The organism is Okeanomitos corallinicola TIOX110 (assembly GCF_038050375.1).
Taxonomy (GTDB): Bacteria; Cyanobacteriota; Cyanobacteriia; order Cyanobacteriales; family Nostocaceae; genus Okeanomitos; species Okeanomitos corallinicola.
Map to the genome: position 1 here is coordinate 2,762,837 of NZ_CP150886.1, position 13,786 is coordinate 2,776,622.

The following is a 13,786-nucleotide window of genomic DNA, read 5'->3' on the forward strand; positions in this document are numbered from 1 at the left end:
GGAGTGCTGATGAGAAATTTTCTCCCATTTTTCCCTGTTCCCTGTTGCCTATCCCCTATTTCCTATTCCTGATTACCAATGACTAAGGACTAATGACTAATGACTGAAAACATGATTTTTCGTAACCTTGTCGTTAACAAGGGTCAACTGAGAAAATTAATTGCGTGGTCGTTTACCCATTATGGGACAGCACGGACAGCGGTAATGGCGGATAAACTCAAAGACCTGGGTTTCCGCTATGCTACCAAAGCCGGAGTATCCATCAGCGTAGATGATTTGATGGTTCCCCCTTCCAAAAAATCCCTCCTGGAAGCAGCAGAAGCAGAGATTCTCAGCACCGAGGAACGGTTTAAACGGGGTGAAATTACTGAAGTGGAACGTTTCCAAAAGGTAATTGATACCTGGAATGGAACATCAGAAAGTTTAAAAGACGAAGTTGTTACCCACTTTAAACAAACCAATCCCCTCAACTCCGTCTACATGATGGCCTTCTCTGGAGCGCGGGGAAACATTTCCCAAGTCAGGCAGTTAGTAGGAATGCGGGGACTAATGGCAGATCCCCAAGGAGAGATTATTGACCTACCTATTAAAACCAACTTCCGGGAAGGACTAACAGTTACAGAATATATTATTTCTAGTTACGGAGCAAGAAAGGGATTAGTTGATACAGCACTGAGAACCGCCGACTCTGGATATTTAACCAGACGATTGGTGGATGTTTCCCAAGATGTAATTGTGCGGGAAATAGACTGCGGTACAAGCCGGGGCATAATCTTAGGAGACATGATAGAAAACTCCAAAGTATTAATCCCCATAGGCACAAGATTAATGGGGAGAGTGGTAGGTGAGGATGTAATTCATCCTGTGACCAAAGAAATGATCGCCCCTCGCAACACCCCAGTATCCGATGATTTAGCCGAAGAAATTCAAGCTGCTGGAGTTAAACAGGTATTAGTGCGATCGCCACTGACCTGTGAAGCAGCCCGTTCCGTATGTCAACATTGTTATGGTTGGAGTTTGGCCCATGCCAAAATGGTAGACTTGGGTGAAGCCGTAGGGATTATTGCTGCCCAAAGTATAGGTGAACCGGGTACACAGTTAACCATGCGTACCTTCCACACCGGGGGGGTATTTACCGGGGAAGTTGCCCAACAGGTGCGGGCAAAAACAGCGGGAACAGTGAAAATATCCCGTAAGTTAAAAACCCGTCCCTACCGTACCCGTCATGGTGAAGATGCCTTGTATGCAGAAACCAATGGGACGTTAAACATTGAAGGTGAAGGTGGAGACAACCAGGAAATTTCCATTACCCAAGGTTCTACCTTATATATTCAACCAGGGCAAAAGGTAAAAGTTGCCCAGTTAATTGCTGAGGTAGCATTGGGCGGTAGGACTGCCAGGGCAAATACAGAGAAAGCTGTCAAAGATGTAGCCACTGACTTGGCTGGAGAAGTACAATTTGCCGATGTGGTAGCAGAACAAAAAACCGACCGTCAGGGGAATACTACCACTACAGCCACTAGAGGCGGTTTGATTTGGATTTTGTCTGGGGAAGTTTATAACTTACCACCAGGGGCAGAATTGGTAGTCAAAAATGGTGATGCCATTGCCAGTAATGGAGTCTTGGCAGAAACCAAACTCACCAGTGTCCATGGGGGTATGGTGCGGCTACCGGAGGCGACACCAGGGAAAGCGACTAGGGAAATTGAAATTATCACCGCTTCTGTGATTTTAGATCAGGCAACAGTAACGGTGCAGAGTTCCCAAGGCAAGAATAATTATTTAGTTTCCACCAGCAATAATCAAACCTTTAACCTGCGGACTACACCGGGAACTAAAGTTCAAAATGGGCAAATTGTCGCCGAGTTAATTGATGACAGTTACCGGACTACCACCGGGGGATTTTTAAAATTTGCCGGCATTGAGGTGCAGAAGAAAGGTAAGGCCAAGTTAGGTTATGAGGTAGTAACTGGGGGAACACTACTGTGGATTCCAGAGGAAACCCATGAGGTAAATAAAGATATTTCCTTATTGTTGGTAGAAGATGGGCAGTATGTGGAGGCAGGAACAGAAGTTGTTAAAGATATTTTCTGTCAAAACAGTGGTGTAATTGAAATCACCCAGAAAAACGACATCCTCAGAGAAGTGGTGATTAAACCAGGGGAATTGCTAATGGTGGATGATCCAGAGGCAGTATTAAGCCGGGATAACACCTTTGTCCAACCTGGGGAAGAATTCCAAGGAGTAGTAGCCACAGAGTTACGCTATATCCAGTATGTAGAATCTCCCGAAGGTCCGGCCTTATTGAGTCGTCCGGTGGTGGAATTTGCCGTTCCTAATAATCCTGACTTACCTTCGACTACATCCGTCGGTCAAGAAGCCAATGGCCGTTCTATTCAACTGCGGGCAGTACAACGTTTACCCTACAAAGATTCCGAACGGGTGAAATCTGTAGAAGGGGTGGAACTATTGCGATCGCAATTGGTGTTAGAAATTGAAGAAGAAGCGGAAGATATTACAGCTTCTCCCTTAGCTGCGGACATTGAATTAGTTAATGACGATGAACATCCTGAGATTCAAAGATTGCAGCTGGTAATTTTAGAATCCTTAGTCATTCGTCGTGACATAGCTGCCGATGCCACCCAAGGCAGTACCCACACTACCCTAGAAGTTGAAGATGGTCTGACCATTGAACCAGGGGCAGTGGTAGCTAGGACTCAGATTTTGTGTAAGGAGGGTGGTATTGTCCGTGGTGTCCGCAGGGATGTAGAAGCGGTGCGTCGTTGTTTGGTACTGAGAGAAGTAGACATGACCACCATTACCACCACAGCCCCACCCACTGTCAAGAAAGGTGATTTGTTAGTAGAGGGTGTAGAAATTGCCCCAGGGATAGTAGCGCCAGAATCTGGACAGGTATTAGCAGTCAAAGCAGGTGAGAAGTTACAAGTTACAGGTGACAGTCAGGACGGGAGTGTTTCCCCATGCTCCTATTCCATTACCTTGCGGACTGGTCGTCCTTATCGGGTCAGTCCTGGGGCGGTGTTGCAGATTGAAGATGGGGACTTGGTGCAACGGGGTGACAATTTGGTATTGTTAGTATTTGAGCGGGCTAAAACTGGGGATATTATCCAAGGTTTACCGAGAATTGAAGAGTTGTTAGAAGCTCGTAAACCCAAGGAAGCCTGTATTTTGTCTCGGAATGCCGGAGAAGTGAAGGTAGTTTATGGCGAAGGAGATGAAACTTCCATAGTCCGTGATGCCTACAGTATCAAGGTGATGGAAGCTGGTGGGACTGTGACTGATTATCCCCTTGGGCCCGGACAAAACCTGATAGTTTCCGATGGGGTGCAGGTAAACGCTGGTCAACCTTTAACCGATGGCCCTTCTAACCCCCATGAGATTTTAGAGATATTCTTCAGTTTGGGTTCTGACGAAGGAATTTATGCCTGTGCTAGTCATGCCTTACAGAAAGTACAAAGCTTTTTGGTGAATGAGGTACAGATGGTGTACCAGTCCCAAGGCATTGATATTTCTGACAAACACATTGAGGTCATTGTCCGCCAGATGACCAACAAAGTCCGCATTGATGATGGTGGGGACACCACCATGTTACCGGGTGAGTTGGTGGAACTGCGACAGGTGGAACAGGTGAATGAGGCTATGTCCATTACTGGTGGAGCTAAGGCTGAATATACTCCAGTGTTGTTGGGGATTACTAAGGCATCCTTAAATACCGACAGTTTCATTTCTGCGGCTTCGTTCCAGGAAACCACTAGGGTGTTAACTGAAGCAGCTATTGAGGGTAAGTCTGATTGGCTACGTGGTTTAAAGGAAAACGTGATCATTGGACGGTTGATACCCGCAGGTACTGGTTATAACACCTATGAAGAAACCACTACCATTGAAGATTATGGTACAGATTTGGGTTCTGGAGTATTAGATGAAGCCGATGATCCTCTGGATATGGTATTAGATGACCGCACTGCTAAATTGTACAGTCTAGATGCTCCTGATTTAGATAGTGGTACTTATGGTGGTAGACAGAGTGATAGATCCATTTTGGATGATGACGATGATTTAATTGCCGATGAAGTCATATCTGCTATTGAAGGAGAGGAAGAAGAAGAGGAATACGCAGATGATGATGATTTTGAGGATTAATCTCAAAACATAGGTAATATTAAAAGGGTAAAAGTTAATATGCTTTTACCCTTTTTATTTTCTTTTTTTCAATTGATTGAAACTGTTTTCTTGTTTCTGAGAAAACCCTTAACATTAAAAATTCGTAACTGTCACACTTAAACCAGAATCAAGTCTGGGAACTTTTAAATATTCAATTGGCTCGTAATTTTTAGGGTCTAAATCCTTTGTTGATACGCAGGGTTTAAAGAATTTTTCTGGATTATCAAGATAGTCAAGGGGGTTAATTTTTTTGCATTCTGGATCACGTATTGTAAAACTGGTATTTTTAGTTTCAGAGTCTTCTTTAACATAATTCCATTTATTATTAATACTTGCTGCTTCTGTCACTAAGTTAGTAGCTGGACTACCTTTATTTGTCGCCCCCTGAACTGACTTTGTTTGAGAATATACCTTGGTAATGGTTACTGTATTAATCACTATAGTTGAGATGACAATCATCATAGTGGCTAAGGCTGATTTCCTCATTTTTCACCCCTTATATTGATTCTTAATTTACAGCATTTAGCAGACACATCAGGTACAAATCTTCTCACCCAGAGAGTCAGTGCATAAAAAAACACCCCCCATTTCTGGAGGGTATTTTTTATTTAACTAAGCTTATTAAACCCAGTGGATTAACCGTTGATTGCAGGAGCGCTCAAAGCAACAGGAGCAACTTCACCAGCAGCTAAATCCAAGGGGAAGTTGTGAGCGTTACGCTCGTGCATTACTTCCATACCTAAGTTAGCGCGGTTGATTACATCTGCCCAAGTACCGATGACACGACCTTGAGAATCAATGATGGATTGGTTGAAGTTGAAACCGTTCAAGTTAAACGCCATGGTGCTTACACCTAAAGCAGTGAACCAGATACCAACTACTGGCCATGCAGCCAAGAAGAAGTGTAAGGAACGGCTGTTGTTGAAGGAAGCGTATTGGAAAATCAAGCGACCGAAGTAACCATGTGCTGCAACAATGTTGTAGGTTTCTTCTTCTTGACCGAACTTGTAACCGTAGTTTTGAGATTCGGTTTCGGTTGTTTCACGAACCAAGGAAGATGTTACCAAAGAACCGTGCATTGCAGAGAACAAAGAACCACCGAATACACCAGCTACACCTAACATATGGAAGGGGTGCATCAAGATGTTGTGTTCTGCTTGGAACACGATCATGAAGTTAAATGTACCGGAGATACCTAAAGGCATACCGTCGGAGAATGAACCTTGACCGATGGGGTATACCAAGAATACTGCGGTTGCTGCTGCTACAGGAGCGGAGAATGCAACACAGATCCAAGGACGCATACCTAAGCGGTAAGAAAGTTCCCATTCACGACCTAAGTAGCAAGCTACACCGATTAAGAAGTGGAATACTACCAACTGGTAAGGACCACCGTTGTACAACCACTCATCTAAGGAAGCTGCTTCCCAGATAGGGTAGAAGTGCAAACCAATAGCGTTGGAGGAAGGAACAACTGCACCAGAGATGATGTTGTTTCCGTAGATTAAAGAACCTGCAACTGGCTCACGGATACCGTCAATGTCAACGGGAGGCGCAGCTATGAAGGCGATGATGAAGCAGGTGGTTGCTGCTAACAGGGTAGGGATCATGAGTACGCCGAACCAGCCGATGTATACACGGTTTTCGGTGCTTGTGATGAACTCACAAAAGCGATCCCATACGTTTGCGCTTTGGCGCTGTTGAATGGTTGTAGTCATTGTTTATGATTGCTTTGTTTATAATGTTGGCGAGTTGTTTTGCTCACCTGTATATAACTCTAAACTGTATATTTCGTTTTGTAAAGATAAATTAATTTAGTGTATCTTATAACAGATATATGTTTTTCTAATGTGACGAGATTGACAAAATAATTAGGGTGGGCAAGATGCCCACCCCACAAGATTTGTAGATTCTTGATCAGCAAATATCAACCAGGAGGCCAGGACAAAGATCGTCCGCCTAATATATGTATGTGTAGGTGATAGACGGTTTGACCGCCATCGTTACCTGTATTCATAACTAGGCGATAACCATTCTCTAGTCCTGCTTGGGAGGCGACTTTTTTGGCGGTTAATAATAGATGTCCAAGTAAAGCTTGATCTTCTGGTTCGGCGGTAGCTATGTTAACTATGGGTTTTTTGGGGATGATGAGGATGTGAACTGGTGCTTGGGGGTTAACATCTGTGAATGCTAAAGCCAAGTCATCCTCATAAACTATGTTGGCGGGAATTTCCCGACGGATGATTTGACTGAAAATTGTGTCTGTGGGTTTGCTCATGCAGATTTACGTGTATCGTGTCTGTGAATAGTTATCATATTCTGTTAGAGCAAGGAATGGGAAAACAGTTAGTGAGGTAAATCAAATAATACGGTAGTCATGTAATTATCTGCCCACTCTTGACCAAATGCTTTTTCCAAAACACGTCTGGTTTTATCATTTTGTTGTTGTTTGGTGCAGTAATTTTTTTGTCCAGCAATAATTACGGCTTCTTTTTCTGATGTTACAGGACTGGAGGAAACGGCTTGACTACAATGAATTTCTAAAAATTCTTTTACTCGTCCTAAAAATAAGCTTTCTTCTTCTACAGAACTAGGGCGAATGAAGAGACAAAAATCAGAGAAAATATTTCCCCACTCTGGTAGTTCACGGGGTTGAGAGAAATTTATAGGGTTTAATTGTGTAAGTTGAGAATTATAACCTGCTGGTAATTTTCGTTCTAAGTTAACAGGAGAAAGATCGGCAATTGCTGCACTAATTTGACCTCTTCCTCCAACTAAATCGCAACCAAACATAGGTATATCATATTCAGTACGAGGAAACATGACACAATGCAAAATATCTAACATATTCCCCACTCTTGCGAGTTCCAAGTGCATTTTGCGGAATTGTGGTGTTTGATAACAGCGATTTTCTATAATGAGTTTTTCTCCTTCTAGTCTACCTTCCACATATCCTAATTCAGCAGGTAAATGATAGGTTGATAAATCTAGATGTTGATGCCAAACTGCTTCAATTGTATCAGCTAGTTGACAAATGAGGGGATGTTGTTGTTCACGGAGAGAAGGTTGAGAAGTAGAGGACATATTATCCTAAATCATGTAATTTATTCTTTATTTTACAATTAGTAAGTACATTCTATTGTGTTGAGAATTATAAACAGATTAAAAGCTGTTCGTAAAGCTTGATTGGAGTTGCCAAATGCAGCTAATTTAATCAATTGTTTTAAGTAAAAAGCATGATGGAAATTTTGACAATAAACAATGATCATTTATTGCCAAAAATTTGTCACTTCATATCCTAATTCAGCTATCATTTGCCGTAGTAATGGTAAACTTAAACCAATCACATTACTATGACAACCTTCTATTTTTTCCACAAATAAACTACCAAAACCTTCTAAAGCAAAAGCACCTGCACATTTAAGGGGTTCACCTGTATTCACATAGGCTGTTATCGCATGATTGCTCATTTTGGCAAAATAAACCCTAGTTACTTGACAATTAACAATAGTTTTATTTTGTGCATTATCAATCAACACATGACCTGTGTATAAATCACCAAAATTACCTTGCATTAATTGCCAACGAGCGATAGCCACCTCTGCATTTTCAGGTTTACCATAAATCTCACCATCAATAGCTAAAACTGAATCACAACCCATCACTAAAGCCTCTGAAAACATAGGTGCTACAGTTTCAGCTTTACAGCGAGCTAAGGTTTTTACTAACTGTGCAGGTTCAGTAATTTCAATTTGTGATTCATCAAAATCACTAGCTTTAATGATAGGTTCAATTCCCACAGTTTTTAATAAGCGACGACGAGCAGGAGAAGCAGAAGCTAATATAAATTGAGGAACAGTCATAATTAATAATATAAATGATTTGTCAAGGTACTTGGTAATTGGGCAAAGGGAAGAGTTAAAATTTATGTAATTTTGTTTTTTAAATTTTGACTTTTTAATTTATTTCTCTCCCTCCTCCCAATCACTTAAATTAATACACAGTAAAAGAAGTAACAACTTCATCAATCATCCGTTGCAGTTTTTTCCAGCGTTTTTCGGGTACTGAAGCATTAAAGGTGAACAGTTTACCACGACTTACCGCAACACTAGATATATTATGTCTTGCTTGGCGATTGGGAAGTTTTACCTCGTACTCCAACAGGTAATATGTATTACCATCAACTTCTTTCTGGGCAACATTAATTAATTCTGCTGAACGGCCAGAACCTGGAGGAGCAAGAGCCGCTTTTCCTAATCTATATCCTACTTCTGTAGGTGTTCCTAACTCTGTCAAAGATTTTCCTTCAGGTACAGGACTGATGACCACGGAGACATTTTCCGATACCTCAATTAAATCATGAAACACCACATCAGGCCCGTTGGCAACTTTCACTTGCAACCAACCATTAGGATATAAAAACTGATAACCATCCGCAGTATCTACAAAGCTTTTGAGTCCAGCAGCAGCCGCTACGCCTGGGTTACTGAGGCTGACACTTAACACCAAAACTAAGATTAACGCAATTCGTTTCCACATTAGACAAAATTCCTTTGGGCTGGAAGCAAGACAAGATAAACACTATTGAACTTTAGTATTCTCTCATCAATTGGTACTTTATGGGATTATCATAGAGAAGTTTTATTTTCTCCCTATGGATTATTACCCGAATAAATATTATGAATAATATTCCTTGTCTTTGGCTACCTGCACCCCAAAATTTACATTTATCATCTTCTGATGTACATATTTGGAAAATCAATCTTAAACAGTCAGAATTACAGATTCAAGCCTTAAAGGAAACCTTATCAAGTGACGAAATTGCTCGGTCTGAAAGATTTTATTTTCCAGAACACCGACAACGTTTTATTGTTGGGCGTGGTAGTTTACGTCTGATTTTAGGAGGTTACTTAAATGTAGAACCAATAGAAATAGAATTTGATTACCACCAACGAGGAAAACCATTTTTAGCTCCTAAATTTTTAGATTCAAGATTATTTTTTAATATATCACATTCTCAAGATTTAGGATTATTGGGAGTCAGTTATCAACAATTAATTGGGGTAGATGTAGAATATATGCGCCCCATGTCTGATTTAGAAAATCTTGCTCAACGTTTTTTTCTCGCTCAAGAATATGAAATCATCAAATCCCTAAATTCCGTAGAAAAACAACAAGTATTTTTTCGTTACTGGACTTGTAAAGAAGCTTATTTAAAAGCTACGGGAGATGGTTTAGTGAAATTAGAAAATATAGGAATTGACTTAACACCCACCCAACCTGCTCAGTTACTGGTTGTAGGTAATTGGCAACTTCAGGAATTAATACCAGCAGATAATTTTGCAGCGGCAGTAGTTGTCGCTAATAATCACAATAATTTCCAGTTTTGGCAAGCATAAACTGGGAGAATCTTATGATTTGGACATCTTAACTATTTTATTTAGTACATCCGATTCCTGTAAATTAGATCTATTAAGAAAAGCCGTGCTTCTACTAGAGAAATGTGTCTGGGTTTACCTTGATAGACAATTTGGTATTCATTAATATCTGCTCTATCTCCATATCCTGAAATTAGCTTGCGGTGAAATGCTTCTTCTGCTAGTTCCTTCACTTCATTTCTGAGAGCAGTTGATGTTTTATTCATAACTATACTGGGTTTCAAATTACATCTTATTTTGTATTAAAAAGAGCGACATCATTACATCTTTCCCAAGTATTAGAAGTATTATTATTATCCTGAAAATGATGGGAGTAATTTTTTAAACATTAATTAAGTTGAAAATATACCCTTAGATAGCTGAAATTCATCCATAATAGGAATAGATTAAAGCTGAGTAACTAGCCTCAAAAATTGTCAATAAATTAAAAATCAATGGTTCAAGAGCAAAGTACCGATATCATCCGCATCAATGCCAGAAGAACTGATGTATTTGATATTTTCAACTTCACCTATTTCATTGGACCCAACCCCTATCTAGATACGGGTGCGCTAGTATTTGATTTTGCTTTAACTGAATACTTAGATCCTCTCCCTATTCAGGATTATATAGATACAATTAGTCATTTTTACCCTCACTTAGCAGAACAGAATTATCAATTATACGCTGACTTATTTGCTTGTATTGTTTCTGAAGTCGGTAAATTAGATATGGGTTTATACTTAAATGTTTGGAGCATTAAACCATATCATTCCTATGTCAGAATTAGTATTCAAGCCCTACATGAACGTACAGCCAGGGGAGTAGTTTATTTAGTTTGGGATTGGTTAGAAAGCATTACTAAAAATGAGTATTTTCCCTTTGAGGAAGAATTACTTAAATTACAAAATAAGTTCCGGGAATCTATTTACGGTGGACCCACAGTTTATGCTTTATGGCAAGCTGCACATCAACAAGGAATTCCCACTTTCTATTTATGGGAAGAAGGGTTAATGCAATATGGTTATGGTAAAAAACAAATCCGGGGGGTAGCAACAAGTTTTCATATTGATAGTCATCTAGATTCGGAATTTACTACCCGTAAAGATGACTGTAAGGAATTTTTAGACAGGTTAGGTTTTCCTATTCCTAATGGTGATATTGTTATTTCTGAAACCGAAGCGTTAGATGTAGCTATAGAAATTGGTTATCCTGTTGCAGTTAAGCCGGTAGTAGGTCATAAAGGAATTGGTGTCACTGCTAATGTCCAAGATTCTAGAGAATTAGAATATGCTTATCATTTAGCAAAGTTAGCCATTAGTGAAGATAAATCTACTAGAATTATTATTGAAAAAAGTATCTCAGGAACAGATTATAGATTACTCTGTATAAATGGTAAATTTATCGCCGCTACAGAACGTCGTCCACCGTCAATTATTGGTGATGGCTATTCTACTGTTAGAGAATTAATAGATAGAGAAAATTGCCAACCAGAACGCAAAGATACTCCGACTTCTCCCATGAGTCAGATTATTATTGATGAAGTTATGGAGGAATATTTATATGAACAAAGGTTGAGATTGGATAGCATAGTTAGGAAAGATGAAACTATTTATCTTTCTCCAGTTGCTAATATTTCATCTGGTGGAGTTAGTATTAATGCTACAGATAAAATTCACCCTGATAATATTATTTTAGCTGAAGAAATTGCCCAAAATTTTGGTCTTACTTGTCTGGGCATTGATGTTATTGCTCATAATATTTCTCAATCTTGGCAAATTAGTAATTTTGCTATTTTAGAAATTAATGCTGCACCGGGAATTTCAATGCACCTTAACCCTGCTATTGGTGCAAGTGTTGATGTTCCTGCCTATATTTTGTCAACATTTTTTCCCTCTGCTCAAGATGCGAGAATCCCAATTATTACTTTTAATCAGCTTACTTTTGATGAACTACAAATAATTATTGACCGTATTCTGTTTAAATATCCTCAATGGACAATAGGTGGTGTTTGTAGGGAAGGAATATTAGTCAACCATTCTGAAAAACTTCTTAGTCAAGACTACAATCGCAATATCCAAACTTTATTACGCAACCCTCAATTAGATTTACTCATTGCTGAATATCCAGAAGATATTCTAGAAACAGATGGAATGGTTTATAAAGGTAGTAATATTGTAGTTTTAGATCATCCCACAGAAACAGAAATGATGTTATTAAGGGATGCAATAGATGGTTCGATTTTTATAATTAGCAAAGAAAATCATGTTTCTATTCAACATAAAGGCTTAATTGAAAATTTAATTTTAGAGGAAGAAACAGAATTTTTGGATGTTTATTTACAAATAATTGATGCTCTTTTATAATGTAAGATGAGTTATTAATTATTTGTTTTTACAGCAATTATCATAGGCATAAAGTATATATGCGGCGGGCAAGATGCCCACCCCACAATATTTTTTCTATTCATTACTCCTTGATATTATAAATTTACTTGAGTTTGGCATGGGCAGCCAAAATAATTCTTTCTGTTTCCTCCCAACCAATACATTTATCAGTGACGGAAACACCATATTGTAATTCTTCACGTTTACCTGTAATCGGTTGATTACCTTCATATAAATTTGATTCCAACATCATTCCTAGAATAGAATTATTACCTTCTCCTATTTGCTGAATCACATTTTCTAAAACCGCAGGTTGCAATTTATAGTCCTTATTGGTGTTGCCATGACTGCAATCAATTACTATTCTTGGTGGTAAATTTGCAGCTTTTAATTGTTCTTCTACGAACTTCACATTTTCAGGATCAAAGTTAGGTTGATTACCACCACGTAAAATTACATGACCATGGGGATTACCTCTAGTTTGAAATACGCTCACCTGTCCTTTTTGATTAATTCCTAAAAAATTATGGGGCGTTTTCGCTGATTTGAGAGCATTTAAAGCCACGTTGATATTACCATCTGTACCATTTTTAAACCCTACTGGCATAGAAAGACCACTAGCCATTTCTCGATGAGTTTGTGATTCAGTAGTTCTGGCTCCAATTGCTGACCAAGAAACCAATTCACTGATATATTGAGGAATAATAGGATCAAGAGCTTCTGTTGCTGTTGGTAATCCCATTTCTGCTAGTTTTAACAACAAACTCCGAGCTATTAAAATTCCTCTTTCTACATGAAATGAATCATCCATATCTGGATCATTAATTAAACCTTTCCAACCTACGGTAGTTCTAGGTTTCTCAAAGTAAACTCGCATGATTAGCAGCAATTTATCGTCTACTTTTTCTGCTAAGACTTTTAGTCTTTCTGCATATTCTACGGCTAATTTCGGATCATGAATAGAACAGGGTCCAACTACAATAAATTTTCTGCTATCTTGAAAATCGAGGATGTTTTCTAATTCTTGTCTAAATTTTGAAATTGTACATTCGGCAGATTTAGTTAGTGGTAATTTTTCTTTAACTTGATTGGGAGTTAATAAAACGTGTGAACTTTTAATGTTTGTATTAATCAATTTGTTGATCATGGTGCAAATCTGTGAAATTGTGTAATGATTTTTATTGTGTGAATGACTAATATACACATTTTTAGGAAAAAATACAAGCTATATGCTTTGAGTCTCAATGACATTATTAAACTTAACTAATCAGTAATTATTTCTTATAAATACTTGGTCGTTCGTAGATTAAGTACACAAATTTATTAAAACAATTAATCATAAATTTTAAATCTATAAAAAAGCAGATATTTGGTAAATGTGTATATGATTTCCTCCTATCTGCTGTTACAAATTATTCAATTTTGCCAGTGGTTATCATCATGTAACTTAGTAGCCAATTTGCGGCTGTAGCTCTGCGGGTTTGTCGAGGTCCAAATTCGCCAATTTTGTAACCTTTAAAACCCAGTTTTTGTTTGAGGAGTTGTTTATTTTCTGGGGGAATAGAACGAGTTAATTTCATAGTTGCCGGACGAGATTCCAGGAAATTCCCAGGTTGCGGGTATTCAGTCAACCATTCTGGTGCAACTAGACTGGTATCCCATGTTTCAGTTGTTGGGTCATAGCGATAACCTAAATAATGCCATACCATTTGGTTAACTGTCTGATCATCAATGGTATCGTTGATAATTGCCCAAATTGTTTCTGTGTTGAGTGCTGGTAAGTTAAACATAAGTAATTTT

12 protein-coding genes are annotated in these 13,786 nt (G+C 38.9%); 3 read left to right on the top strand and 9 right to left on the bottom strand.

Going from position 1 to position 13,786, the window contains the following annotated elements; all coding sequences use genetic code 11:
* The first annotated feature begins 99 nt into the window (after positions 1-99).
* Entirely contained in the window at positions 100-4,161 is a 4,062-nt protein-coding gene (locus WJM97_RS11965) for a DNA-directed RNA polymerase subunit beta' (protein ID WP_353929033.1), read from the top strand.
* A gap of 114 nt (positions 4,162-4,275) precedes the next feature.
* Here the strand turns inward: WJM97_RS11965 and WJM97_RS11970 are convergent, their stop codons facing one another.
* From WJM97_RS11970 to psbP, 6 genes are all read right to left on the bottom strand, one after another.
* On the bottom strand, positions 4,276-4,668 hold the full coding sequence (locus tag WJM97_RS11970; protein ID WP_353929034.1) for a hypothetical protein: 393 nt from the start codon (positions 4,666-4,668) through the stop codon (positions 4,276-4,278).
* 149 nt (positions 4,669-4,817) lie between these two features.
* Complete coding sequence (psbA, locus tag WJM97_RS11975; protein WP_353929035.1) at positions 4,818-5,900, bottom strand: photosystem II q(b) protein; 1,083 nt, start codon at positions 5,898-5,900, stop codon at positions 4,818-4,820.
* Positions 5,901-6,109: 209 nt separating this feature from the next.
* Positions 6,110-6,460 (bottom strand): histidine triad nucleotide-binding protein, encoded by a 351-nt coding sequence (locus WJM97_RS11980; protein ID WP_353929036.1) that lies wholly within the window; start codon positions 6,458-6,460, stop codon positions 6,110-6,112.
* A 68-nt stretch (positions 6,461-6,528) separates the two neighbouring features.
* On the bottom strand, positions 6,529-7,266 hold the full coding sequence (locus WJM97_RS11985; RefSeq protein ID WP_353929037.1) for a phycocyanobilin:ferredoxin oxidoreductase: 738 nt from the start codon (positions 7,264-7,266) through the stop codon (positions 6,529-6,531).
* 185 nt (positions 7,267-7,451) lie between these two features.
* Entirely contained in the window at positions 7,452-8,045 is a 594-nt protein-coding gene (locus tag WJM97_RS11990; protein WP_353929038.1) for a nucleoside triphosphate pyrophosphatase, read from the bottom strand.
* Between the two features lie 130 nt (positions 8,046-8,175).
* Positions 8,176-8,721: a photosystem II reaction center PsbP gene (psbP, locus tag WJM97_RS11995; protein WP_353929039.1), complete on the bottom strand. Its 546-nt coding sequence runs from the start codon at positions 8,719-8,721 to the stop codon at positions 8,176-8,178.
* 140 nt (positions 8,722-8,861) lie between these two features.
* Here psbP and hetI point away from each other — a divergent pair, with 140 nt between their 5' ends.
* On the top strand, positions 8,862-9,581 hold the full coding sequence (gene hetI / locus WJM97_RS12000; protein WP_353929040.1) for a 4'-phosphopantetheinyl transferase HetI: 720 nt from the start codon (positions 8,862-8,864) through the stop codon (positions 9,579-9,581).
* A 41-nt stretch (positions 9,582-9,622) separates the two neighbouring features.
* Here the strand turns inward: hetI and WJM97_RS12005 are convergent, their stop codons facing one another.
* Positions 9,623-9,826 carry a hypothetical protein gene (locus tag WJM97_RS12005; RefSeq protein WP_353929041.1) on the bottom strand — a complete coding sequence of 68 codons (204 nt, stop codon included), beginning with the start codon at positions 9,824-9,826 and terminating at the stop codon, positions 9,623-9,625.
* 228 nt (positions 9,827-10,054) lie between these two features.
* Here WJM97_RS12005 and WJM97_RS12010 point away from each other — a divergent pair, with 228 nt between their 5' ends.
* Positions 10,055-11,965, top strand: a complete 1,911-nt coding sequence (locus tag WJM97_RS12010; protein ID WP_353929042.1) for a cyanophycin synthetase — start codon at positions 10,055-10,057, stop codon at positions 11,963-11,965.
* Between the two features lie 124 nt (positions 11,966-12,089).
* Here WJM97_RS12010 and WJM97_RS12015 read toward each other — a convergent pair whose 3' ends face one another.
* Together WJM97_RS12015 and WJM97_RS12020 are read right to left on the bottom strand one after the other, a co-directional pair.
* A complete protein-coding gene (locus WJM97_RS12015) occupies positions 12,090-13,133 on the bottom strand; it encodes a 3-deoxy-7-phosphoheptulonate synthase (protein ID WP_353929043.1) in 1,044 nt (347 codons plus the stop codon).
* 265 nt (positions 13,134-13,398) lie between these two features.
* Positions 13,399-13,776, bottom strand: coding sequence for a DUF1823 family protein (locus tag WJM97_RS12020; protein WP_353929044.1), 378 nt, complete (start codon positions 13,774-13,776; stop codon positions 13,399-13,401).
* Positions 13,777-13,786: the final 10 nt, after the last annotated feature.